Below are 23626 nucleotides of genomic sequence, written 5' to 3' on the forward strand. Positions count from 1 at the left end.
GGACGGGCGGAAGGCTTCAGAAGAGGTGCTCGATGCCGTCGGTCGACTCGGTCGTGGACGCGAAACGGCTCCAGGCGTAGGTCAGGGCGTCGCCGTCGCGGTGACCGAGGTCGGTGACGCGGCCGAGGACCAGGGTGTGGTCGCCGCCGTCGTACGCGCGCCAGGGCTCGCACTCCACCCAGGCGAGCGGGTCGGCCAGCCGGGGGACGCGCGCGCCCTCCGCCCAGCGGGGCTCCGCGGTGCTCCGGGCCCCGGCGAACAGCCGGGCCAACTGCTCCTGTTCGGCACCGAGGATGTTCACGCAGAAGGGCCCGTCGGCCAGCTGGTCGTGGCAGCGGGCCCGGCGGGCGACGCTGACCAGGACCAGCGGCGGTTCGGCGGACACGGACGTGAAGGAGTTCATGGTGGCGCCCCGCGGACCGCTGTCGGTCGTGTACGACACCACCGTGACGCCGGTGGCGAAACGGGACATGCAGGCACGCAGCGCGCCGGGACTGGGGGGAGCGAGTGCTTCGGGCATACGAGGTTCCTTGGGATCGATCGCCCGCCGGACCGTCCCCGTCGACGGAGAAGGAGGAACGGCCGGGGCTACCCGGCCGCGCATCGGAACGCACGGCCGGGAGGAGACCTGTCCCCTGACAGACCCAGGGGACAAAACAGAACACCTACTGCTCAGGGCATGTAATCAATACTTTGATTAATTGGACCGTACCCCGGTCGGCACTTGAGGGGAAGCCCTCGGGCGAAGGTTTTTCACGGTCCGGAAACCTGGACGGGGTGCCGACGTGTGCCCGCTTCCCGAGTGCGGTCCGTGACGCTCGCGGGAACTCCCCGGCATCGACCCGCTCGCCATGCGGCTGGTGCTCACCCTCCACCGCGCGGCCAACATGCTCGTCCACGACCTCGAATCCGCCGTACATCGCACAGCACCTCGGCCTCGCTACCTCGGGACTCCCCTTCAGCCGGCTCAATGCGCAACTCTGCTACTGGGCCCGCAACGGCCGACCCATCCGCACGGCGCCGAGCACTTACAAGATCACCTTCCCCGATGCATTGACACCGCCAACAGGCCCTTAACTTCGTGGCATTGGTCGATCATCTGACGGTGGCAGTAGCCCTCCGGGCGGCGCCCCGGCCGTTCATCCACGCTGGCACCGGCAGCGCGGCCCGCACCACCACCCGCTCGGCGTCGGTCATGTCTGTCCCTGGACGGCTTCTCAAACGCTGAGGAACTGGCCGGACTTCCACGGATGTTGCCGTACTACCGCCAGGCCGTGGTCTTCCCTTCACTACGCCGCCTGTGCGAACAACGGCGTCGAACCGAGACCGCGGATCACGACCGAGGAGACTTAGGCGGCGGTGGTGCACCGAGCTCCGGTGGCTACTCTCGTCTCTCCGTCGATCTGGAGTACAGGGGAGCAGACTGTGCGCAATGCCGCCGTGACGCCCGAGGGCGACCAGATCCGCTGGGTTGGGCTGCCGGGACAGGAGCCGTCACGCGTCTACGTCCATGGTCTGGGCGCCACTTCGCCTGCCTACTTCACAGAGGCTGCGGTCCATCCTCTGCTGGCCGACCGCCGTTCGCTGCTGATCGACCTGCTCGGGCACGGCATCAGCGACCGGCCGACGGGCTTCGACTACACCCTGGAATCGCACGCCGATGCCCTCGCCGCAGCCCTGACCTGCGCGGGTGTTACCGGCGCCGAGCTGATCGCGCACAGCATGGGCGGCTCGGTGGCCATCGTCCTGGCCGCCCGGCACCCCCAGCTGGTTTCCCGGCTGGTCCTGGTCGACGCCAACCTTGACCCGATCCCGCCCAGGCCCGCCTCTGCAGGCAGCAGCGGCACCGCCGCGTATTCCGAGCAGGAGTTCCTGGCGGGCGGCTGGGAGGAGATCCGGGACCGGGCCGGTTCCCACTGGTGGTCCACAATGCGTCTGGCCGGCCGGGAAGCCCTGCATCGCAGCGCGGTCCACCTCACCCGCGGCACCGTGCCCACCATGCGTGAGCTTCTGCTGGACCTGAAGATTCCCCGCACCTACCTGCTGCCCGAGGCTGACGGCCTGCTCCCGGGCACGGGTGCGCTCACCGAGGCCGGAGTGGCCGTGGTCCCGATCCCGGACTGCGGGCACAACATCATGCTGGACAATCCGGAAGGCTTCGCCCGCGCCACCGCGGCGGCGCTCGCGGACCGAGACCAGCAATAGCCAGCCATCCGTGAAGGCGGAGCGTGACGTGGAGAGGGCCGCACGGGTTCCTCATGTGTGATGACGAAGGAATGGGCCCGTGTGACCTTGTCCCATCCTGCCTTCACGGGCATCTCCCGTGCACATCTCGGCAGTTTGATCGAGGAGTTGGCCAGCCCGTGGAGCGCCTGGTGTGAGTCCGCGCTGCACAAGCGACGCGGCGGCAGCGCAAGCAGCAGCCGGGGGCCGGACCGAAGCACGACCTGGTCTTCACCGACCGGGTACTGGTCACCCTGGTCTACCTGCGTACCCAGCTCCCGCACGCCGCGCTCGCGGAGCTGTACGGCCTGGAGCGGTCCACCATCACCCGGGCGATCGGCGAGATCCGGCCGCTGCTGGCCAAGCGGGGCTTCGCCGTTCCCGGCCAGCCCGGGGTGCGGTTGCGGACCCTGGCGGATGTGTTCGCCTACGCCGAAGCCGAGAACGTGAAGCTGCGCATCGACGGCACCGAGACCCAGGTCCGCCGTCCCCGGGCCCACCGTCCGGGCCGCTGCGCGTTCGTCGCCGGCAAGAAGAAGCAGAACACCTGCAAGACCACCACGATCAGCGACGGCCAGGGCCGCACCCTGTGGTCCGGAGCCGACCGGCCCGGACGGATGCATGACCAGACCGCCGTACGCACCGAGGGCATCGCCGAGCAGTTCCGCCTCCATCCCGATGTGAAAGCCGAAGTCGACGAGGGCTACCGCGGTCTCGAGTTCCCCGGACATCAACCGGTGGATCCGGGCTGAAACAACGTCCTACGCGTCAAGCTCCACGTCTGTGATCGGGTACGCGACGCAGGAGTGGGTGTAGCCGAAGCGGGTGTCGGACAGGCGCAGTTTGGCCTCTTCGGCGGTGTGCACGGTGCCCTTGAGGAGGCGGACGCGGCACAGGCTGCACTCGCCGGAGCGGCAGGCGGCCTCGGGGCGGATGCCTTCGTCTTCCAGGGCGTCCAGGAGCGGGCGGCACCTGCGGGTGCGGAACGTGTGTCCGGCGACAGTGACGCTGACTTCGCCGTCGGGGGGCGCGTCGGCGGGCCAGTGTGTCTGGCGGGTGGGATCGGCGGGCGCGCCGTTGGCCTCGAAGCGGATGCGGCGGCGGGGGTGGCCGAGGTCGAGGAGCTGCTGGAGGGCGTACGGGTAGAGGGCCTGCGGGCCGCATACGTAGACCGTGCGTGCGTTCAGCGGTCCGGCGAGCGTCTTGATGAGGGACGAGGACAGGAACCCGGTGTGGCCTGTCCAGCCGGAGCCGGGCTCGGCGACGACATGGTCGATGCGGACATGGGGGTGCTGGTCTGGGGCGAGGGAGTCCAGTTCGTCGCGGAAGATGATGTCGTCGTCGGTACGGGAGCCGTAGATGAGGTGGAAGCGGCGGTCGAGTCCGTGCTCGACGATGTCGCGGATCATGCTCATCGCCGGAACGACGCCGGAGCCACCGGCGAGGAAGACGACGTCCTCGCCGTGGAAGAGCGGGTTGTGATGGAAGGTGCCCATGGGGCCGGTCGTGGTGAGGGTGTCACCCGGCCTGAGGGTGTCGATGAGGTGGTTGCTGATGCGGCCGCCGGGGACCCGGCGGACCGTCAGGTCCCAGTGGTCCAGGCTCGCGGGGCTGGAGGAGAGTGCGTAGGGGCGGTTGGTGCCGTCCGCGAACACGCCCACGTACTGGCCTGCCAGGAAGGGCGGCAGGTCGGCTCCGTCGGGGTGGCGCAGCCGGAAGGTCTTCGTCGTGGCGGTCTCCGTGATGACCTCGGTGACCGAGAGGGTGAGCCGTCTGGGGTGGTACGTGTCCACCGTGCGGCGGACCTCGGCGGCGTGGTCGGTGGTGTCGGCGGGGCGGCTGTCGATGTCGGCCTGGACGGTGTCGTGGTCGTCGAAGAGTGGGGCGAGAGGGTGTTTCACGACTTCTCCTTGTCGGATTCAGGCGGCTTTGGTACGCAGCAGTCGACGGGCGACGCGGTGGCCGGCTTCGAGGGTCGGCTGGAAGCCGCCGGGGCCTGCCCAGGAGCCCGCCAGGTGCAGGCCGGGCACGTGCGTTTCGCGTTCGCTGTCGCGGAACAGCCAGCTCTCGGTGCGGTCCTGGTCGTAGCCGTAGATCGCGCCGCCGGGGTGGCCGAGGTAGCGGGCGACGGTCAGCGGGGTGGCGACGTCGACCTCCTCGATGGCGTCCCGGATACCGGGAATGGCCTTCTCCGCCAGGTCGAGCAAGGTTTCTGCGTAGGCGAACTTGGTACGCGCGTACTCGGCGGGCGGAACCTTTTCCCAGACCTCGCCGTACTGCAGCGTCAGCAGGCTGACGTGGCTCGCGCCCGACGGGGCGAAGCCGATCGGCGCGACATCGTAGGAGGAGACGCAGATGTTGCGGGCGGGCTCCAGCGAGCGCCACGACGCGTAAGTGCGGTCATCGTCCAGGTCCACGCCGACGAAGGTGGTGCTGGTGGTGAAGCCCAGGTCGGCGGGGGTGCCATCGAGGCCCATGTGAAGGGCGAAGGCCGAGACGCCGACGCGCCGGGTGGCGAGATCGTCGCGGACGGCCGTCGGCACGGCGTCGTCGCCGAGCATCGCGTAGGTGACGGGGAGTGAGGTGTTGGAGACCACGTCGCGGGCGGACACCTCCTGGCCGTCGTCGAAACGGACGCCCACCGCACGGCCGCGCTCGGTCAGGATCGCCTCGACCGCCGTGTTGAAGCGGACCTGGCCGCCTGCCGCGCTGAAGGAGTCCAGCAGCGCGCTCGACATGGCCTGCGAGCCGCCCCTGATGTGCCAGGGTTTGAACTCGATGTAGCCGTAGAGCATCAGCGCCATTTCGTGAAAGGCGAGCCGGGAGGGCGGCTGGCCGATGTACGGCCAGTAGGCGCCGAGGACCGACTTGAGGCCTGGATCGTCGAAATGGTCGTCCAGGACATCCTTCAGCGGGCGCAGCGCCTGATGGAAGAACACGGGGTCGATGTCGGCGGCCGGTGTCTTGCGCAGCGCGGCGGTGTACCAGTACGTCACCTCCCGTACGAGCGCGAAGAACTGCTCGACGCGGGTGCGGTTGCCGGGGAAAGCGAGTTCCAGCGCGTCCACGGCACCGGCCCAGTCGGCGGGCAGCGTCACGTCGTACTGACCGGGGACCACGGCCCGGTAGAGGTCGTGCTCCTGAACGAACTCCAGTGAGTCGGCGACACCCAGCTTGTCGAACAGTGAGCGCAACGTGTACTGCTGGCCCTCCGTTCCGACTCCGGACAACTGGTGCAGCGCCGTCTCGAACTCGAAGCGACCGCGCCGGAATGATGTGGCGCAACCGCCGGGGATGTTGTGGCGCTCCACCAGGAGGGTGCGCACTCCCGCGCGCTGCAGGGTGGCGGCGGCGGTCAGTCCGGCGTTGCCCGCGCCGATGACCACCGCGTCGAAGTCGGTCGTCGTGGTCACTGTTCGGCGGCCTCTCGTGCGATCTGCTCGAACTGGGCGCCCATGGCTTCGGACAGCGCCTGGGCGGCGGAGAGCGGGCGCACCATCACCGTGAAGTCGTCGATCCTGCCGTTCTCGTCGAAGTGCAGGAAGTCGCACCCCTGGAGCTTCTTGCCGGCGACGGTGGCGGTGAAGACGAAGGCGTGGTCGCGACCATCGGGACCCGCGAGCTCACGGATGTAGGTGAAGTCCTCGAAGACGCGGGACACGCCACGCAGGATCGCGGCCGTGATCGCCTTGCCGGGGTACGGAGTGAAGGCGACCGGGCTGGTGAAGACGACGTCGTCGGCCAGCAGGGCGGCCACGGCGTCCATGTCACCGCTCTCGACGGCCTCGCGGAACGGGTGCATGAGCCAACCTCTCATACTCAATAATTTGAATAGGTTGGTTGGAGGATAGGAGGCGATACTCTTCTTGTCCATAGACCTAGGCGCCGAACTAGATAGTCACTTCCTTGACTAGTCGCAGTTGTGTAGTCTTGCGGAACCCATCGGGGCGGCCGATGCCACCGGAAGGGTGATGGCCGCCGCGGCGGCGACTGCCATGTGCGGTCATGGCATGGGCCTGCTCTTGTCTGACTGGGCCGGCCGGAAGCCCTCGTCGCGCTCGTCGTCGGCAGCCGCACGTCATCGTCACTCTGTGCGGTATCGGGTCGCCTTCCCGGCCGGCCTGATTCAGTACGCGGATCGCTTCGGCTGTGCTGTTGCCGGTCGGGGAGTGGATCACGCAGAGGACGGCCGACAGGGTGAGGGGGCGTCTGGCAAGCCGCGGGGCGGCATGACGTCCGGGCGGTGACCGGGGACGGCCGTGAGATGCCTCCGCCGCGCGTACCGCTGCTGCTCTACCGGGACGCCAGGCTGCGGAGAATTGCTGAGGAGACCGAAGTGGGCAGGGCACGCAGCGTACGGACCAGCGCGGATGTCGCCCAGGGGAAGTACGCCTGCGGCGGTTCTTTTTCCAGTGCACGTATGACATGGCGTGCCGCGCGCTCCGTGCTGACCTGGAAGGGTTTGGGCAGGCTGTCGGCATTGACCCGGTCGGTCGCCACAAAGCCGGGGTGGATGCTGGTGAACCGGATCCCCCTGGGCGCCAGTTCGACGCGCGCGGCGTCGATGAGGGTGCGGGCGGCCGCCTTCGCGGCGGAGTAGGGGCCTTGGCGGGGAATGCCCATGAGCCCCGCCAGCGAGTTGGTGTGGGCGATCAGACCGCCGTGCGCCTGGTCTCCCATCTGCGCAATCAGCGGGACGAGGTAGTTGACGACGACGTCGTAGTTCAACGCCATCACTCGTGACACGTCCGCCACGCTGACGTCGTCCATCGACATGTCCGGTCCCTGGCCGGCGTTGAGCAGAGCGACGTCGACGGACCCGTACTCGGCGACAGCGGACGCCACCACCTGGGCGGCCGCCTGCGGGTCCATGGCGTCGGCGGGAAGCTCCAGACAGGCGCTGCCGGAGGCTCGTATGTCCTTTGCCAGGACTGCCAGTTCGGGGGCCCGTCGTGCCGTGACGACCAAACGGTTACCACCCTGGCCGAGCCGACGCGCGACCTCCGCGCCGATCCCCGATGAGGCGCCGACGATCAGAACCGTCCTGCCTGTGATGCCTGCCATGGTGATCCTTTACATGCTGACGTGGTGGACAGACTGCGCACCGGCACTGCCGTGAAACTGGCATTGCTCGGGGCATTCGCCTGACTCGGCGAGGGGCTCGCCCTTGGCGCTGGTTCGGGTGTCGGGGCCGGGGTGCGGTCGGGGACGGTCGCGTCGCAGGACGGGCCGGCCGGTGGAGTGCCGAGTGGGCTCAGCAGGGGGGCCGGCGTCGGTTCGTAGGTGTCGGCAGCCTGTTGGGGGCGGCAGGAAGAGGGCAGCGGATGCCCCGTCCGGTGGTGGACCGCGGCGCCGGAGGCCGTTACGCCTGCCAGGAGGGTGAACGTGCCGACACAGATCGCGAGTGGTCGGAGCCGCCTGTGCGGGGCAGACACATCCCTCTTGCGGTCATCGCTGAGCTGGTACGTCCCACGTCGTGGGGGAGGGCTTCCTTCCGTAGCGGTATACGTATCACGGGCGTGTGGCATGGTCCTCGTTCCCTGGGTCGCTGCGGGGCAACGCGTCAGTGGTCGGCTTCTCGCGCGAGCTGCTCGAACTGGGCGCCCATGGCTTCGGACAGTGCCTGGGCGGCGGAGAGCGGGCGCACCATCACCGTGAAGTCGTCGATCCTGCCGTCTTCGTCGAAGTGCCGGATGTCGCACCCCTGGAGCTTCTTGCCGGCGACGGCGACGGCGACGGCGACGGCGACGGTGGCGGTGGCGGTGAAGACGAAGGCGTGGTCGCGGCCGTGATCACCTTGACCGGGTACGGCGTGAAGGCGACCGGGCTGGTGAAGACGACATCGTCGGCCGGCAGGGCGGCCACGGCGTCCATGTCACCGCTCTCGACGACCTCGCGGAACGGGTGCATGAGACACCTCTTTCGTGCACAACAAATTGAATAGGCTCGCTGAAGAGTAGAGGGGAGAGTTACGCCCTGTCCATGAGGTGGAAGCGATCATTGGGCCCCTCGTTGACTAGTCAACATGGTGCTAGCGTGTGTCCATGGCTTTGCGGAACGCGGTGATGGCCGCGCTACTGGAGGGTGAGGCGTCCGGGTACGACCTCGCGAAGGGGTTTGACGCGACGGTCGCCAACTTCTGGATGTCGACGCCCCAGCAGCTCTACCGGGAGCTGGAACGCATGGAGGCCGAAGGACTGATCACGGCCCGCGTCGTCGAGCAGGAGCGCCGCCCCAACAAGCGGCTGTTCTCCCTGACGGAGACCGGGCGGGAGGCCGTCCGCGCCTACACGGCCGAGCCTTTGGGCAAGCCGGCGGTGATCCGGGACGAGTTGATGGTCAAGGTGCAGTGCCTGGACGCGGGCGACATCGACGCGGTCCGCAAGGCCATCACCGAGCGCACGGAGTGGGCCACCGCCAAGCTCGCCCGTTACGAGAGGCTCCGGCAACGCCTGCTCGACGGACGCTCGGAGGAGGCATACTTCGCCGAGGCCGAACGCATCGGCCCGTACCTCACCCTGCTGCGCGGAATGTCCTTCGAACGGGAGAACCTCCAGTGGGGGGACATGGCGCTCCGCAGAATCGACCAGCGTTCGGCTGCCGATACTCAATAGAGTGACTGTATTGGTTGCGTCTCCTGGTCGCTCGAAGCAGCCGCCGCCGTACGGGGGGCTCGGCGGGCAGGTCCACGCGGAACAGCTGGCTGCGGCGCTCGCCTTTGCGGCCGGAGCTCGCTACGTCGTGGCACGTGTCGTCGACGTATCGCGCCCCCACTTGGAGCCTGGCGAGGGGAGTGGCGCGTCGCGCCCGCATCTTCCCCGACGCAGCGCGCTTCGCCCCCCTCGGCCGTCCGCTCGGCCCGCGTCCCGCGGCACTGAACCAGTGGGTCCGTGAGGCGGCGTACCGGCATGGTGGCGACGTCACCGTTTAACTCGGGGTCACCGATTCGCGCTTGTGGAGCCCAGACCGCCCGCACTGGTCCGCTCGGCCATCGGCGGATTGCCGCCGCGCTTGCCCACGCCCTCGATCTGCGGGACGCAGACGACTCCTGGACACACCCGGTGGCCGCCTGCGGCCTCCCCGGCCGATGCTCCGGGCGCTCATGCCGTCAGTTCCCTCTTCAGTATCTTGCCCGTCGCGTTCATCGGCAGCGAGTCGCGGAACTCCACGATGCGTGGGTACTTGTACGCCGCGAACTGCGCCTTTCCCCAGGCGACCAGTTCCTCTTCCGTGGTGGGGTCACCGGGGATTTTTTGGACGAGCGCTTTGACCTCCTCGCCCAGGGTCTCGTGGGGCACTCCGATCACCGCGACCAGCGACACGGCGGGGTGGGCCATCAGGACCTCTTCGAGCTCCCTCGGGTAAATGTTGTATCCGCCGCGGATGATCACGTCTTTGGCGCGGTCGGCGATGTAGTAGTAACCGTCGGCATCCCTGCGGGCGAGATCGCCGGTGCGGAACCAGCCGTTGTGGATTGCCTCGGCGGTGGCCTCGGGGCGGTTGTAGTAGCCCTTCATGACCGGGTGTCCCTTGACGGCGATCTCGCCGACCGCGTCGGGGTCGTCGGGGATTTCGCTCCAGTCACTGTCGACGAGTTTCATCTCCACACCCCAGATCGGCTTGCCGATCGAGCCGGGACGGTTCTCGCCGTCGCGCGGGGTGAAGCACACCGCGGGGGAGGTCTCCGAGAGCCCGTATCCCTCCACGATCTTGACGCCGAGCTTCTGCTCGACCCGGCGCAGCAGTTCTACCGGCATCGCCGCACCGCCGGACAGGACAAGCCTCAGGTCGCCGGCGATGTCGGTCACTTCGGCAGCAGTACCGGTGAGGGCCGTGAGCAGGCCGTGGAACATTGTCGGGACCCCGGCGAAGTGCGTGATGGCCTCGGACCGCAGGACCTCGATCGCCTGGGCCGGATCGAACCGTGGCATCAGGACAATGGTGTTGCCACCGGCGAACGCGGTGTGCATCTGCAGCGTCTGACCGAAGGAGTGGAACAACGGGAGTGCCACGAGATGCCTGTCGGTCCCCTCGCCGCCGATGAAGCGGTGGGCTGTGAGCGCGTTCAGGATCAGGTTGGCATGCGTGAGCTCAGCTCCTTTGGGCTGTCCGGTGGTGCCGGACGTGTAGAGGAGCACCGCGGTGTCGGTCGCCTCGGTCGCGACCGGATCGTGGGACGGCTTCTGTCCACATAGGGCGGCGTACAGCGTCTCCGTGCCCGGGAGCGGTGATACCGAACCCGGCTCGGCGGTGATCGTGAAGAAGTGCTCGCAGCCGTCGGTCTCGTCGAACCCGGCGTGTCCGTCGGCGCCGGTCGGCAGGACGGAGGTGCCCTCGAAGCAGAAGTAGGCTCGGGCGCCACTGTCGCGCAGGTGGTAGGCGACCTCACGCGCCTTCAGCAGCACATTGAGTGGGACGACGACGGCTCCGGCCTTGAGGATGCCGTAGTAGACGATCGGGTACCACGGCAGGTTCGGGCAGGTCAGTGCGACCTTGTCACCGGGCTTGATGCCCCGCGACACCAGCAGGTTGGCGACCTGGTTGGCCGCGGTGTCGACCTGCCGGTAAGTCAGCCGGGTCGATCCCAGGACCACGGCCTCGCGCTCGGGGCAGAAGCGGGCGGAATCCTCAAGCAGGACGGACAGGTTCAACATCGGATTCAACCTCCGGTACGACGTCGGACAGGGGTAGGCGGCTCAGGAGTGCACGTGGCGGGACGGCCGGCGCAGTGATCGTCAGGTACACGCGGCTCGGCGTGGGGGCCTGTGCATCCTGCTGGACCGGGGCGACGTCGCCTGCAGGGGATCCGGGTGCAGGCGGACGCGTTGGAGCGAGGCGGCCGAGAGCCCGGCCCCTGTCGGCACCGACCCGGCGTCGAGGTTCCGCATCGCTCCGCCCGCGAGAGACGAGAGCACGCCGCGGTCGGTGAAGTGGCAGCTGGCGTCCAGATCTCCCGCACGGGGGCGGAGGCCCAGTGGATCTAGCTGACGGCCTGGAGTGCGGCCGGTATGACTGCCCTTCGGGCGGGAGGCTTGATGAGGGGTCGGCCGCGGAACGCCACGTCGTCGGCCGCCAACACCTCCACCGCCTTCGCTTCCGGGAGGGTCCACCCCCGCGCGCAAGGTCGCCATGACCACCCTTATTAAATTTGTTGAATAGATGTGTCAGTGAGTATGCTCAGGGAATCGACGGCTGTCCAGGGGCACGCGCAGCCAATTCCGCGATAATGGCGATGCCCCTGGATCGCCTACGCGGTGGCCATGGCTCTGCGCAACGCGATCTGGCCTCCCTGCTTGGGGCATGGGCATACGGTTGCGACCTGGCCGCTGATGACAACTTGCGCCAGACGGTCCAGGGAGAACGCATATCGCAACGCCGTGTATTGCTGGACGCCGTCGTCGATGAACTGGAACGCCTGGCAAGCCAGGGCCCACCGGGCAGGGTGAACTTCCCCCGTGATTCTGGACATTCTTCTTCTACGCTGCGAGCGTTTGGTCGTTGCGGAGCCGCTGACGTGTCTCGTGGGGTGTGAGGTACCCGAAGACTGCATGTGTGCGCAGGCGGCGCCGGTTGTAGAAGGTCTCGATGAACGCGAACACCTCGGCGCGGGCGGTTGCCCGGTCGGGCCAGATCCGGGTGCCGATCTCTTCCTTGAGCACGGCCCAGAAGCTCTCCGCCGCGGCGTTGCCGAACAGGCCCCAGTCCTGCCGGTGCTCTGACGCAGCCCCAACACGCGTATTTCCGCGCGGAATTCAGCTTTGTGTGATGAAGCCGTCTTCCAGGCCGCCACGGCCGTGGGCCATCCGCAGTGCATCGACCACCAGCTCGGCACGGTGGTGGTCGGCCATCGCGTAGCCGATGACCTCGCGAGTGGCGAGCAATGCTCAGGACTTGTGGATCAGCTCCTCTGGAGGACGCGCGAAGGGCGTACCTTCCCGAGTGAGTGATCGTCAAGTCACCGAGTAGGCCCGCGCTGCGAACGCGGGTCGGGAAGGCACGCCCGTGCTCAGCGTAGTCAATGAAGACGGCACCACCGAGGCCGGTTCCCTGATCGACGAGATCGTCCGCGAGGGTGCTCGGCGGATGCTGGCCGCCGCCCTGGAGGCGGAGGTGGACCAGTACATAGCCGAGCTCGCCGGGCAGCGTGACGAGGCCGGTCGCCGGCTGGTGGTCCGCAACGGCCGGCACCGGCCGCGGACCGTGACCACGGCTGCCGGGCCCATCGAGGTGGCCGCCCCGCGCGTGAACGACAAGCGGGTCGACGAGACGACGGGTGAACGTCAGCGGTTCTCCTCGAAGATCCTGGCGCCGTGGTGCCGGAAGTCCCCGAAGATCAGCGAGGTGCTGCCGCTGCTCTGTCTCCACGGCCTGTCGTCGGGCGACTTCGTGCCCGCGATGGAACAGTTCCTGGGCTCCCCGGCCGGGCTGTCGCCGGCCACGGTGACCCGGCTGACGCAGCAGTGGACCGCCGACCACACCGCCTTCCAGCGCCGTGACCTGGCCGAATCCGACTACGTCTACGTCTGGGCCGACGGCGTCCATCCCAAGATCCGCTTGTCCCAGACGCACTCCTGCCTCCTGGTCCTGATGGGCGTCCGCGTCGACGGCACCAAGGAACTCATCGCGATCACCGAGGGTCTGCGCGAGTCCACCGAGTCCTGGGCGGACCTGCTGCGCGACTGTCGGCGGCGCGGGATGCGCGACCCGATGCTCGTGGTCGGCGACGGGGCGATGGGCCTGTGGAGGGCGCTGGCGGAGGTGTTTCCGCAGGCCAGGCGCCAGAGGTGTTGGGTTCAGAAAACAAGGAACGTCTCGAACGCGCTGCCGAAGTCCGCGCAGCCCGGCGCGAAGAAGGCTCTGCAGGAGATCTACAACGCCGAGGACCGTGCGCACGCCGAGAAGGCGGTCACCGCGTTCGAGAAGGCGTACGGGGCGAAGTTCCCCAAGGCCGTCAAGAAGATCACCGGCGAGGTCGACGAGCTGCTGGCGTTCTACGACTTCCCCGCCGAGCACTGGGTCCATCTGAGGACGACGAATCCGATCGAGTCGACCTTCTCCACCGTGAAGCTTCGGACCAAGGTCACCCGCGGCGCCGGCAGCCCGGCCGCGGCCCTCGCGATGGTCTTCAAACTCGTTGAGTCCGCCCAGGCCCGCTGGCGAGCGGTCACCGCACCGCACCTCGTCGCCCTCGTCCGAGCCGGCGCCCGCTTCGAGAACGGCCTCCTCGTCGAACGAGACGAGACCCTCGCAGCGTGATCCACCTCAACTGATCCACAGGTCTTGACAATTACTCCGAGTGGCCAGGTCCAGCCAGCAGGCGAGATGCAGCCAGCCTTCGTGCGTGGGCAGGTCGGTGATGTCCCCGACCAGCCGGGTGCCGGGCCGGGCAGCGGTGAAGTCCCGGCCGAGCAGATCCGGAGCAGGCCGCGCCTGCTTGTCGGGACGGGTCAGTGAGCGGCGTCTTCGGCGCGTGACGCCGGCGAACTGGCGTTCGCGCATGACCCGCTCCGCCCGCTTGCGGTTGACTTTCCGGCCCAGCCGCCGCAGCTCGGCTTGCACCCGCGGGACACCGTAGGCACCCTTCGAGGCCACGTGGATCACGGTGATCTCGTGGGCAAGTGAGTCATCCGCCCGGGCCCGGACCTGCCGGGTCTCCTCCGCCTCCAGCCAGGCGTAGAACGAGGAGCGGACCACGCCCAGGACACGGCACAGCAGGGCCACTGAGGTTCCCCCGAGATGCGTTGCACCAGGTCAGGGGCGAGATCGGCGTCCGGGCTTCGGCCACTCAATTGCGCTGCGGTCACTCACTCCTCAGCCCTTCATCCCCATTGAGCCGGTCGCGCCCCCGCGTGGTGTGCGTTCAGCGGCGTGACCAACGATCCGACCACAGGGTCGGATACCGGCATCCAACCACCGGAGCCGCCGTCCGCAAGACCTTTCAGTCATCCGTAAATAGAACGCGCGTATCTATTCCCCTGTGGGAGCGTCCGTCTGCCGGACGCGGGCTTGTGGTTTTCGGGGCCTATGAGCCGAAGTCGATCATTGCTGTGCTCACGGTGCTTCTGCCTGAGGCGGATTGCGGTCGGGCGGGTAGCCCTTGGCGTGGAGCCAGGTGTCGAGGGCAGCTGTCCGCGTTTGGTGTGTCGGTTGTTCACGACGCCCACGGTGTCCGGGTGCGGGGCGAACGCGTCGTCGGTCGCTTCTGACTGGGCTTCGAGCGTGTCAGCCAGGTTCCGCAACTGGCTTACGTGAGAGGAGAGATCGGGCACGAGAGTCACTCCAGCGCGAGCCGCTGAGCGGCAGAAGCTCGCGGTGTCCCTGCGGGCACTGTACGAGGCCGGCGCCACGGTCCCGGAACTGGCCCAGGAGTGCAACTACTCGGTCGCCACGGTCTACCGGCTCCTGCACCAGGCCGGCACCCGGATGCGTCCCCAGCCCAACCACGGCCCAGTCCGTGACCCGAGGAAGGGGTCATGAGCGCCCTCGCCTTGTCGGGTCTCCTCCGCCACCCCGATTCGAACCGAGCTGCTCGGAGCCAATCAGAGGCAATCGCCCTCTGTTTTGGTCCGAGACGGCCCAGGTCAGACGGCGTTGATCAGGCTGTGAACCCGCTGATGGCACTCGGAATCGATCTCGGTTGAGCCGCGATGGGGACGCCTGCCTCCGGCATCGGAGCCAGGCATACGAATGCCTCCAGGATGGCCAGTGAAAAGCGGCACGTACACGGCCCCGCGGCGCCAGATGCCCAGCAGGGCCAGGGCCAGATCGGCTGACTTGCCCATCAGGGTGGCGACCGCGTCGCCGGGCCCGATCCCCAGGTCGGCGAGTGCGGCGGCGAAACGGGCCGAGTCGCGGCGCAGCTTCCCATACGTGAGGTCAGTGGCCGACAGTTCGGTCTCGACCCACCGTGAAGGCGATCGCGTCGGCGGGATGGCGGTCGCAGAGCAGTTCGGCGGGGGAGGCGTCCGGAGCACCGAAGAGGCCGAGCAACTCCCGCACCCGGTCTTCCGGTTGTCCGCCGGCGGTCGCGGTCACCACCGAAGCCGATCGTTCGTTCATGGTCACGTCATCCCTTCGCCGATTCCGCCGCTGCTCCATGGCGGGGGTGTTACGGCGGTTTATGCTCCGCATCACGACGACGGCGCACTACCCCCGGAAAGGGGTACGGGTGATGCACTCCCATGCCGACACCCTCCTGCGGCCCGACGACGGCGACGCGCTCCGGCAGGTGCTCCGCCAGCTCCACGGCCGCTCCGGCATCCCCGTCCTGTTCGGCGGACAGGTGGAGAACACACTGCTGAGCCTGTCGCAGTACATCGGCGTGCGGACGGCGGGTCTGCGCGGCCTCAGGGTGCGCGCCGAGACCGGGCTGGGCGGGCGGGTCCTCACCACGGGGCGGCCGGCCAAGGTGACCGACTACAGATCGGCCCGCTCGATCACCCACGACTACGACCGCCCCGTGCTGACGGAGGGGATCCGCTCCGTCGTCGCCGTGCCCGTCGTGGTGTCCGGTACGGTGCGCGCAGTGCTCTACGGGGCCAGCCGCGGCCTGACCCCCCTCGGAGACCGGGCGGCCGACGCGGTCACTGACGCCTCCCGGCAACTGGCCGCCGAACTGGTCATCCGTGACGAGGTCGACCACCGCCTGCGCCTACTGGACGCCGCGCAGGGCAGCGCCACCGACGGGCAACAGGGCGTGGCACCGGAAGAACTCCGCCAGATTCACGCTGAGTTGCGGCGCATAGCCCAGCAGATGCCCGACGATGACCTGCGCGGCCGGCTGCTCGACGCGGCCCAACGGCTGGCCCGGCCGTCTGCCGCCCACTCCGCGCCGGGCACGCCACTGGCGCCCCGGGAACTCGATGTCCTGGCGCAGGTGGCGCTGGGCTGCAGCAATGCCGAAGCCGGTCGCCGGCTGGCGCTGCTACCCGAAACAGTCAAATCGTATCTGCGCAGTGCTATGCGCAAGCTGGGAACCAGCACCCGCTTCGAGGCGGTGGTCGCCGCACGTCGACAGGGTCTACTTCCCTAGTCTTCCCGTCCAGGCACGCATAGCGAGTGGTGGGGCGCGGCGGACTCGAACCCGCCCACGATTATGGGCCGTTTAGCGCGGTGAGGCGGGTGGCGGGGGAGCGCGGGCTCTGTGCCGGGACCGGTGGCAGGGTCGGCCGTGTCGAAGGCGGCGACGTGCTCGCCCTACAGGGCCACCGGATGCGGCTCGGCCCGATCGTCCTCGCCGCCAGTCTCCCACTCGGCTTGACGATCCCCAACTTCCTCATCCTTGAACTGGCCCTGGCCTCTTGGTAGTCCGCAGTGCGTCCTCTCTCCGAGCACACAGGCGCCTCACACCAGTCAATGGCCAAGATCGAGAGACGGGCGCTTACCGCCGAGAAACCGATCGATGTACGAGCGGAGGTGAGCTGTTCGTTGTAGCGCAGGAACTGCCAGCCGGTCTCGGTCCATGTCTGGTCGCCGATTGCTTCGCGGACGGCTTCGACGTGTGTCGCCTCCTTGACACCGCCTCGTGCGGCTTCATACAGTCGTCGTTGTAGAACGTTATACACGATGGCCCAGGGATCTGGGCTGCTCCGCCCCGGGCTCGCGGGTGCCCGCGAGCTGAGCAGCGGGCGACCGCCTTTGGGGTCGGGCACTGCACGGTCGAGATGACTGGAGAAGTGAATGACCGCAGCTGCCGCCCCCCAACTCCGCCTGCCCACGGCAGCAGGTGGCTGACGATGCTGGCCACCACCTATACCGAACTGCTTCGTGCGCCTTCTTTTGCCTGGATGCTTGCCACCTCGGTCGTTGGCCGTTTTCACCAGGGCATGTCCGGACTGGCCGTCATGATGCTCACGACCGAGCGCTCGACCTACGCGGTCTACAGCGTGGTGTCGGCTGCTGCCGTTGCCGGAGGGCTCGTCGCCGGACCGCTGTGGAGCAGGCTCGCCGACGTTCACGGGCGCCGACGGGTCCTGGTGCTTACCTCGCTGGCACACACGGTCACCATGGGGGCGCTGATCCTGGTGCCCGCATGGCCCGCGCTGTTCGTTGCGCTGTCCCTGCTCACCGGGCTTTGCACGCCGCCGATGACGGCAGCCGTCAGGGTCGCGCTGCCGTCACTCATCCGTAGTGACCAGCGACGCGGTTTCTTTGCGCTCGAAGCGACCGCCCAGGAAGTGATCTTCGTGGCCGGGCCGGTGATCACGGCATTGCTCGCCGCGCTCGGCGGGCCGCGTCTCGCGCTGGGCGGATGCGCCGGGCTCGTCCTTGCCGGAACGCTCGCATACGCATGCGACCGCAATGTGGAAGCAGGCCGTGTCCTGGCGGAGCGCAAGCCCAGCGGGCGGGTTCTGCGCGAGCGGCGTCTGCTCCCGCTGTTTGCGGCCGCGTTGCTGCTGACCGCCGCGCTGGCCGGCCAGGTCCTCGGCACGGTCGCCCTCGTCAGCGGCCGACACGCGTCGTCGGAGGCGGGATTTGTCCTCGCGTGCGGCAGCCTCGGGTCGCTTGTCGGCGGGCTGATCCATGGAGTGCGTGGACGCAGCCATGCTGGGCTGCGGCGCTTGCTGTTGAGCCTCGCCGCGGGGCTGGCCGTCCTGCCGCTGGCCCCCGGGCCGGTCACGCTGAGCGGGCTCCTCTTCCTGTGGGGCATGACGGTCGCCCCAGTGATGTCTGTGCTGTTTGAACGGCTGTCCTCGCAGGCCCGCGCCGGTTCCGCAGCCGAGGCGTTTGGCTGGATGGGTAGTGCGTTCGCCATCGGCAACGTCCTCGGCTCCGTACTCGGAGGACTACTGATCCCGGCCTACGGGGCACGAGCCCCGATCGTCGCCGCCTGCGCACTCGCCGTACTGGCGGCCCTGGTTTGCGAGCCTTGGCATCGATCCGCCGGCGGTGTGAACAAGGAGCGGGCCCAGGACGCTTGTCGAGAAGGGAAACATGCATGACCCCCCAGGACGCCCATTCAGCGTTCCCCAATCCCCTCATCGCGGGCTTCAACCCCGATCCGAGCTGCGTCCTTGTCGACGGGGCCTACTACCTGGTCACCTCGTCGTTCGAGTACCTGCCTGCGCTTCCCGTCTACCGCAGCACCGACTTCGCCGCCTGGGAGCACATCGGCAACGTCGCGACCCGTGAGGAGCAGGTCGGAATTGCCGAGGTCGCCTCGGCCGCAGGTGTGTGGGCCCCGACCATCCGCTATCACAACGGGCTCTTCCACGTGATCGTCACGGTGGCGGCCAGCCCCCGGGGCTGTGTCGTCTTCACCGCGGCCGACCCGGCGGGCCCGTGGAGCGACGGTGTCGCCCTCGACGGAATCCTCGGCATCGACCCCGACCTTGCATGGGACGACGAGGGCACCGCCTACGTCACCTACAGCGGCCTGCACCTGGACGGGCCGACGCGCGTCGTCGCCCACCGGGGCATCCTTCAGGCCCGTGTCGACATCGGAACGGGCAAGGTACTCGAGGAGCCACGGGAGCTGTGGTCCGGCACGGGCCTGGTCGCTCCCGAAGCGCCACATGTCTTTCGGCGCGGCGACCACTGGTACCTGCTGATCGCGGAAGGCGGCACGGGTTCCGGGCACGCGGTGAGCATCGCCCGCGGCGACAGCATCGAGGGGCCCTTCGAAGGAGCCCCGCACAACCCCATACTGACCGCGGCCGGGAAGGATCTCCCCGTCCAGTGCACCGGACACGCCGATCTTGTTCCGGGTCCCCATGGAGGGGATGTCCTGGTGCTGCTCGGCACCCGGCAGGCCGGCAAGAATTCTCCGCTGGGACGAGAGACGTATGTCACCACGGTGGAGTGGACCGACGACGGCTGGCCGAACGCGGCCATGGTTGATCTCAACTCGCGCCCGGAAGCGCTGGATGAGTACTTCGACTTCGCGGAGGAAGCCGCTCTGGCCGACCCGGGCTGGCTTGCGGTAGGACGTCCCCCGGTGGATGTGGCATCGCACTCGGAGCGACCGGGGTACGTCACGCTGCACGCCCGTTCCGGCGGTCTCGACTCGTTTCGCCCCGACTTCGTCGGGCGTCGGCAGCGTCACATCGACAGCGTCACCGAGACCCGTATCAACCCCGCCGACGGTCGGGGAGGGCTCGGCCTGCGTTTCGACGAGGAGTTCACGATCGCCCTGACCGCCGAACGTGCGCCCTCCGGAGCGACGCTCGTCACGGCGCGTGCGGGCCTGCCGTCGGTGACGCAGACCTGGAGCACCGAAGTGCCGGCGGACAGCGAGGTACTTCTGCGGATCGTGACTCAGACCCCGCCGCCCGGCAGGGCGCTGTGGCTGCCGCCGGGCGACCGCATCCGGCTGAGCGTCGTGGACAGCGACGGTGTCGAGTCGCAGCTGGTGGAACTCGACGGCCGGATGTGGTCCGTCGAACTGGCCGCGCCCTTCACCGGTCGGGTCATCGGCATGTTCGCCGAGGCAGGCACCGTCCACTTCGCTGACTTCCGCTACCACGGAGAGGGAAACTCGTGATCAACCTGCCCCCGCGCGTTCTGTTCGGCGCCGCGTACTACCACGAGTACCAGCCCTACGAGCGCCTGGAGAACGACCTCGATCTGATGGCCGAGGCCCGGTTCACGGTCATCCGTGTCGGCGAATCGGTGTGGTCCACCTGGGAACCCGAGAACGGCCGCTTCGACCTCGACTGGCTCCAGCCGGTCCTCGACGGCGCCCATGCGCGCGGCATCTCCGTCATCCTCGGCACGCCGACCTACGCCGTTCCACCGTGGCTGGCCCGTCAGTACCCGGAGATCGCCGGCGAGCGGCGCACCGGCGAACGCATCGGCTGGGGCGCCCGCCAGGAAGCCGACTTCACCCACCCGGCGTTCCGGTTCCACGCCGAGCGGATCATCCGCAGGATCGTCAGCCGATACGCTTCCCACCCAGCAGTGATCGGCTTCCAGGTCGACAACGAACCGGGCAACGAACTCCTGCACAACCATGGGGTGTTCGAGCGCTTCCGGGACCACCTGCGTGAGACCTACGGCGACGTGGAGACCCTCAACCGCGAGTGGGGCCTGGTCTACTGGTCCCACCAGCTGTCGACGTGGGACGACCTGTGGCGACCGGACGGCAACGCGCAGCCGCAGTACGACCTGGCCTGGCGGCGCTTCCAGGCTCGGCAGACCACGGAGTTCATCGCCTGGCAGGCCGACATCGTGCGCGAGTACGCGCGCGGGGACCAGTTCGTCACGACGTGCATCGATCACGGCCGCCCCGCGGTCGACGACGACGAGCTGACCGACGCGCTCGACGTCACCGCGGCCAACTGCTACTACGAAACCCAGGACCGGCTTGCGCTGCCCGTCCGCACCGACGGGCCGGAACCGTGGCGCAATACCGGACCGTGGCCGCTGTACCTGCGCGGCGACCGTATGTACTCGGCCCGGCAGGAGCCCTTTCTCGTCACCGAGACCAACGCGAACAACATCGGCGGCCCGTGCAACATCCGGCCTCCCTACGACGGTCAGCTGCGGCAGGCCGCCTGGGCGCTGGTCTCCCGGGGGGCGCGGATGGTCGAGTACTGGCACTGGCACACGCTGCACTTCGGTTCGGAGACCTACTGGGGCGGGGTGCTGCCGCACAGCGGCCGCCCCGGACGGACCTATCAGAACATCGCCCGGATCGGTGAGGAACTCGCGGCGGCGGGAGACCTCGTCACCGACCTGATCCCGGACGCCGACGTCACCCTGGTCTACGACCGGCCCACGAAGTGGCTGATGCAGCGGCACGGACCCCTGACGAGCGCGGACGGAAGCCCGGACGCCGACTCGTACAGCGGCCTGTTCGACCCGTTCCACCGGGGTGCGTTCGATGCCGGACTGCAGGCGCGAATCGTTCATACCCGCGGGCTCGCGGACGAGCCGCCGAAACAGGCGGTAGGCAGGCATCCCGTACTGGTCGTGCCTGGGCTCTATCTGGCCGACGACCGGACGCTCGACTGGCTCCGGTCCTACGCAGAAGCGGGTGGTCATCTTGTCCTGGGACCGCGGACGGCTTACGGCGACGAGGAGGCCCGCGCCCGTACCGAGGTCGCGCCGGCGCGTCTCGCCGAGTCGGCGGGCGCCTGGTACGAGGAGTTCAACAGTCTGAACGAGGACATGCCAGTGGTGACAAAGGACCCCGGGTTCGCCCTCGACGACACGGCGGCGGCCACCCGATGGGTCGATGGGCTCACCATGGATGGCGCCACCGTTCTCGCCGGATACGATCACCCGCATTTCGGCCGGTGGGCCGCCGTCACCACGCGTGAGGCCGGAGAGGGCCGCATCACGTGCGTCGGCACGCTCCCCAACCGGAGCTTCGCCGCCGCCTTGATGAACTGGGCATGCCCGGAAGACCGCACGAGTCTGCAGGATCTTCCCGCGACGGTGACCGCGGCCAGCGCGCGGACCCGCGACGGGCGCCGACTCCACTTCCTCCACAACTGGTCGTGGGAGCCGACGACCGTGCGCCTGCCGCTCGCACTGGCCGACGTGATCGGTTCCGGCGCCTACGAGGCCGGGGACGAGCTGGAGCTTGGTCCGTGGGACGTCGGCGTCCTCCGGAGCCAGTCATGACCCATGGCCCTTCTTCTGTCCTGCGTGACGTACTGAGCGACCGTCAGGCCGCGGCGCTGATCCGCAAGCACCTGCCCGGTCTCGACGAGAATCCCTGCCGTGTACAGATGATGTACGGCACGCTCGACCAAGTGACAACGATCATGGAAGGGATCCGTACGGACCCCGCCGCCCGGGAGGCCCTCTTCGCAGGCCTGGCCTCTGTTGAGGAGACGGCGTACGAGCCGGTTGCCGACGAAGAGATCGATGTGGTTCCGGCGACGGACTATGAGTCGGCGGGCGTGCCCGTCGGCAGTGCCCGCCTCGTCTCGCCGCGAACTGTCGGCCGATGGCGGACCTTTGAGGCGGAGCTGCACGGACCCGCGCACGGTAACCCCTTCGCCGAGGTGGCGCTGCGGGCGGAGTTCCACCGCGGTGAGCGCACCTTGACAGCCCACGGGTTCTACGACGGCGAGGGCGTGTACCGCATCCGGTTCCTGCCCGAAGAGGAGGGCGAGTGGTCGTTCCGTGTGTTCAGCAACGCCCGTTCCCTGGACGGCATCAGCGGCGTCTTCCACTGCGGTGCCGCCGGACCCAGCGATCATGGTCCGGTGCGCGTTCACGGCGGTTTTCACTTCCGCCACGCGGACGGCACACGCCACCTCCCCGTCGGCACCACCGCGTACGCCTGGACCCACCAGGGCGACAACGTGGAGGACGGGACGCTCAAGTCCCTTTCCGGCAGTCCGTTCAACAAGATCCGGATGTGCGTCTTTCCCAAGTCGTACGTCCATAACATGAACGAACCGCCCCTTTACCCCTTTGCCGGTTCGCCGGGCGGCGGTTGGGACTTCCAGCGGCCCCACCCCGCCTACTTCCGCCACTTGGAGCAGCGGATCACCCAGCTCGGCGCGCTCGGCATCCAGGCCGATCTCATCCTCTTCCACCCCTATGACCGCTGGGGCTTCTCCGCCATGACCCCGGCCGACGACGACCGCTATCTGCGGTACGTGGTCTCCCGGCTCGCCGCACATCCCAACGTGTGGTGGTCCCTGGCCAACGAGTACGACCTGCTGTGGTCCAAGACCACCGACGACTGGCATCGCATCGCGGCCGTGATCCGCGCTCACGACCCCCACGGCCACCTGATCAGTGTGCACAACTGGGTCGAGTTGTGGGACAACAGCGCCGACTGGGTCACCCACGCCAGCATCCAGCGCCTGCCCGACGGCACCGGTGAGTGGCGCGAGCGCTGGGGCAAGCCCGTGGCGGTCGACGAACTGGGTTACGAGGGCGACATCGAGTGGGGCTGGGGCAACCTCAACCCGCAGGAGCTTGTCCGCCGATGCTGGGAGGGGGTCGTGCGCGGCGGTTACGTCACACACGGCGAATGCTTCCTCTCCGACGACGACGTGCTGTGGTGGTCGAAGGGCGGCCTACTCAAGGGCCAGAGCGTGCCCCGCATCGCCTTCCTGCGGACCATCCTGGAGCAGATCCCGCCCGCCGTCGCCGGCATCGACCCGCTGCCGTCCGACTTCGACGTCCCCGTCGGCGGCGTTCCCGGGCGCTACTACCTGGCCTACTTCGGCGTCATGCAGCCGCGCCTGCGCACGTTCACCCTCCCCCCGGGGGCCCGCTTCCGGGCCGAGGTCATCGACACCTGGAACATGACCATGACCGAACTTCCGGATGTCCATGAGGACAGGGTCACTGTGCCCCTCCCCGGTCGCCCGTACCTCGCGGTCCGTCTGCGGGCCGTGGAGGAGGGAGGCGACACGTCCACCCCGTGTCCGGCGAGGGGGCCTCAGCGCCGCTCAGCCTAGTACTGCAACGGTGCTTGCCGTGACTGCTGGCC

20 protein-coding genes and 3 pseudogenes are annotated in these 23626 nt (G+C 68.4%); 11 read left to right on the top strand and 12 right to left on the bottom strand.

All coding sequences use genetic code 11. From position 1 onward, the window contains the following. Positions 1-16: 16 nt before the first annotated feature. Positions 17-520, bottom strand: coding sequence for a flavin reductase family protein (locus AQJ91_RS27410; protein ID WP_067026789.1), 504 nt, complete (start codon positions 518-520; stop codon positions 17-19). A gap of 905 nt (positions 521-1425) precedes the next feature. On the opposite strand from AQJ91_RS27410, the gene AQJ91_RS27415 reads away from it, so the two are divergent. The 3 genes and pseudogenes from AQJ91_RS27415 to AQJ91_RS58410 all read left to right on the top strand — a co-directional run bounded on the left by AQJ91_RS27415 (position 1426) and on the right by AQJ91_RS58410 (position 2975). Then, a complete protein-coding gene (locus tag AQJ91_RS27415) occupies positions 1426-2205 on the top strand; it encodes an alpha/beta fold hydrolase (protein ID WP_067026791.1) in 780 nt (259 codons plus the stop codon). Between the two features lie 281 nt (positions 2206-2486). Beyond that, positions 2487-2534, top strand: a pseudogene (locus AQJ91_RS58405) (hypothetical protein); the annotation flags it as partial. 108 nt (positions 2535-2642) lie between these two features. Next, the gene (locus AQJ91_RS58410) at positions 2643-2975 is read left to right on the top strand and encodes a transposase family protein (RefSeq protein WP_407696928.1); all 333 of its coding nucleotides are present in this window, start codon (positions 2643-2645) and stop codon (positions 2973-2975) included. Between the two features lie 9 nt (positions 2976-2984). Here AQJ91_RS58410 and AQJ91_RS27425 read toward each other — a convergent pair whose 3' ends face one another. From AQJ91_RS27425 to AQJ91_RS56050, 5 genes and pseudogenes are all read right to left on the bottom strand, one after another. Next, positions 2985-4124, bottom strand: a complete 1140-nt coding sequence (locus tag AQJ91_RS27425; RefSeq protein ID WP_067026793.1) for an FAD-binding oxidoreductase — start codon at positions 4122-4124, stop codon at positions 2985-2987. Positions 4125-4142: 18 nt separating this feature from the next. Continuing rightward, on the bottom strand, positions 4143-5636 hold the full coding sequence (locus tag AQJ91_RS27430) for a phytoene desaturase family protein (RefSeq protein WP_067026795.1): 1494 nt from the start codon (positions 5634-5636) through the stop codon (positions 4143-4145). Continuing rightward, positions 5633-6025: a nuclear transport factor 2 family protein gene (locus tag AQJ91_RS27435; RefSeq protein ID WP_067026797.1), complete on the bottom strand. Its 393-nt coding sequence runs from the start codon at positions 6023-6025 to the stop codon at positions 5633-5635. Before AQJ91_RS27435 ends, AQJ91_RS27430 begins: the two co-directional genes overlap by 4 nt. Positions 6026-6516: 491 nt before the next feature. Then, positions 6517-7287, bottom strand: coding sequence for an SDR family NAD(P)-dependent oxidoreductase (locus AQJ91_RS27440; RefSeq protein ID WP_067026800.1), 771 nt, complete (start codon positions 7285-7287; stop codon positions 6517-6519). 499 nt (positions 7288-7786) lie between these two features. Next, positions 7787-8133: pseudogene (locus AQJ91_RS56050) on the bottom strand (nuclear transport factor 2 family protein). Positions 8134-8267: 134 nt separating this feature from the next. On the opposite strand from AQJ91_RS56050, the gene AQJ91_RS27450 reads away from it, so the two are divergent. Further along, positions 8268-8837: a PadR family transcriptional regulator gene (locus AQJ91_RS27450; RefSeq protein ID WP_067026884.1), complete on the top strand. Its 570-nt coding sequence runs from the start codon at positions 8268-8270 to the stop codon at positions 8835-8837. 486 nt (positions 8838-9323) lie between these two features. Here the strand turns inward: AQJ91_RS27450 and AQJ91_RS27455 are convergent, their stop codons facing one another. From AQJ91_RS27455 to AQJ91_RS57440, 3 genes are all read right to left on the bottom strand, one after another. After that, the gene (locus tag AQJ91_RS27455; protein ID WP_067026804.1) at positions 9324-10877 is read right to left on the bottom strand and encodes a long-chain-fatty-acid--CoA ligase; all 1554 of its coding nucleotides are present in this window, start codon (positions 10875-10877) and stop codon (positions 9324-9326) included. A gap of 822 nt (positions 10878-11699) precedes the next feature. Further along, positions 11700-11882: a hypothetical protein gene (locus AQJ91_RS50075; protein WP_079085221.1), complete on the bottom strand. Its 183-nt coding sequence runs from the start codon at positions 11880-11882 to the stop codon at positions 11700-11702. A gap of 93 nt (positions 11883-11975) precedes the next feature. After that, complete coding sequence (locus tag AQJ91_RS57440; protein ID WP_267891239.1) at positions 11976-12104, bottom strand: hypothetical protein; 129 nt, start codon at positions 12102-12104, stop codon at positions 11976-11978. 121 nt (positions 12105-12225) lie between these two features. Here AQJ91_RS57440 and AQJ91_RS27470 point away from each other — a divergent pair, with 121 nt between their 5' ends. Beyond that, positions 12226-13479 (top strand): IS256 family transposase, encoded by a 1254-nt coding sequence (locus AQJ91_RS27470; protein ID WP_079085222.1) that lies wholly within the window; start codon positions 12226-12228, stop codon positions 13477-13479. 6 nt (positions 13480-13485) lie between these two features. On the opposite strand, the gene AQJ91_RS27475 is transcribed toward AQJ91_RS27470, so the two are convergent. Beyond that, entirely contained in the window at positions 13486-13944 is a 459-nt protein-coding gene (locus AQJ91_RS27475) for an IS3 family transposase (protein WP_079085223.1), read from the bottom strand. Between the two features lie 585 nt (positions 13945-14529). Here AQJ91_RS27475 and AQJ91_RS27480 point away from each other — a divergent pair. Then, a pseudogene (locus AQJ91_RS27480) lies at positions 14530-14700 on the top strand (helix-turn-helix domain-containing protein); the annotation flags it as partial. A gap of 104 nt (positions 14701-14804) precedes the next feature. On the opposite strand, the gene AQJ91_RS50085 reads toward AQJ91_RS27480, so the two are convergent. Continuing rightward, the gene (locus AQJ91_RS50085) at positions 14805-15155 is read right to left on the bottom strand and encodes an AMP-binding protein (RefSeq protein WP_234383020.1); all 351 of its coding nucleotides are present in this window, start codon (positions 15153-15155) and stop codon (positions 14805-14807) included. Beyond that, positions 15100-15282, bottom strand: a complete 183-nt coding sequence (locus AQJ91_RS56055; RefSeq protein WP_067026807.1) for a hypothetical protein — start codon at positions 15280-15282, stop codon at positions 15100-15102. Before AQJ91_RS56055 ends, AQJ91_RS50085 begins: the two co-directional genes overlap by 56 nt. Before the next feature lie 112 nt (positions 15283-15394). Between AQJ91_RS56055 and AQJ91_RS27490 the strand changes: the two genes are divergently transcribed. From AQJ91_RS27490 to AQJ91_RS27515, 5 genes are all read left to right on the top strand, one after another. Next, a complete protein-coding gene (locus tag AQJ91_RS27490) occupies positions 15395-16255 on the top strand; it encodes a response regulator transcription factor (RefSeq protein WP_067026889.1) in 861 nt (286 codons plus the stop codon). A gap of 703 nt (positions 16256-16958) precedes the next feature. Then, positions 16959-18164 (top strand): MFS transporter, encoded by a 1206-nt coding sequence (locus AQJ91_RS27500; RefSeq protein ID WP_067026811.1) that lies wholly within the window; start codon positions 16959-16961, stop codon positions 18162-18164. Further along, the gene (locus AQJ91_RS27505; protein WP_067026813.1) at positions 18161-19705 is read left to right on the top strand and encodes a glycoside hydrolase family 43 protein; all 1545 of its coding nucleotides are present in this window, start codon (positions 18161-18163) and stop codon (positions 19703-19705) included. Before AQJ91_RS27500 ends, AQJ91_RS27505 begins: the two co-directional genes overlap by 4 nt. Continuing rightward, positions 19702-21792: a beta-galactosidase gene (locus tag AQJ91_RS27510; protein ID WP_067026815.1), complete on the top strand. Its 2091-nt coding sequence runs from the start codon at positions 19702-19704 to the stop codon at positions 21790-21792. Before AQJ91_RS27505 ends, AQJ91_RS27510 begins: the two co-directional genes overlap by 4 nt. Further along, complete coding sequence (locus tag AQJ91_RS27515) at positions 21789-23594, top strand: DUF5605 domain-containing protein (protein ID WP_067026816.1); 1806 nt, start codon at positions 21789-21791, stop codon at positions 23592-23594. The genes AQJ91_RS27510 and AQJ91_RS27515 overlap by 4 nt, the downstream gene beginning before the upstream one ends. The last annotated feature ends 32 nt before the right edge of the window (positions 23595-23626 follow it).

Source organism: Streptomyces dysideae, assembly GCF_001514305.1.
Taxonomy (GTDB): Bacteria; Actinomycetota; Actinomycetes; order Streptomycetales; family Streptomycetaceae; genus Streptomyces; species Streptomyces dysideae.

Bases quoted from the DNA above. Each gene is read 5' to 3' on its own strand.
- AQJ91_RS27440 (WP_067026800.1), bottom strand. From the start codon at position 7,287: ATGGCAGGCATCACAGGCAGGACGGTTCTGATCGTCGGCGCCTCATCG.
- AQJ91_RS27490 (WP_067026889.1), top strand. From the start codon at position 15,395: ATGCACTCCCATGCCGACACCCTCCTGCGGCCCGACGACGGCGACGCG.
- AQJ91_RS27455 (WP_067026804.1), bottom strand. From the start codon at position 10,877: ATGTTGAACCTGTCCGTCCTGCTTGAGGATTCCGCCCGCTTCTGCCCC.
- AQJ91_RS27505 (WP_067026813.1), top strand. From the start codon at position 18,161: ATGACCCCCCAGGACGCCCATTCAGCGTTCCCCAATCCCCTCATCGCG.
- AQJ91_RS27410 (WP_067026789.1), bottom strand. From the start codon at position 520: ATGCCCGAAGCACTCGCTCCCCCCAGTCCCGGCGCGCTGCGTGCCTGC.
- AQJ91_RS27515 (WP_067026816.1), top strand. From the start codon at position 21,789: ATGACCCATGGCCCTTCTTCTGTCCTGCGTGACGTACTGAGCGACCGT.
- AQJ91_RS27450 (WP_067026884.1), top strand. From the start codon at position 8,268: ATGGCTTTGCGGAACGCGGTGATGGCCGCGCTACTGGAGGGTGAGGCG.
- AQJ91_RS27500 (WP_067026811.1), top strand. From the start codon at position 16,959: ATGCTGGCCACCACCTATACCGAACTGCTTCGTGCGCCTTCTTTTGCC.
- AQJ91_RS27435 (WP_067026797.1), bottom strand. From the start codon at position 6,025: ATGCACCCGTTCCGCGAGGCCGTCGAGAGCGGTGACATGGACGCCGTG.
- AQJ91_RS56055 (WP_067026807.1), bottom strand. From the start codon at position 15,282: ATGAACGAACGATCGGCTTCGGTGGTGACCGCGACCGCCGGCGGACAA.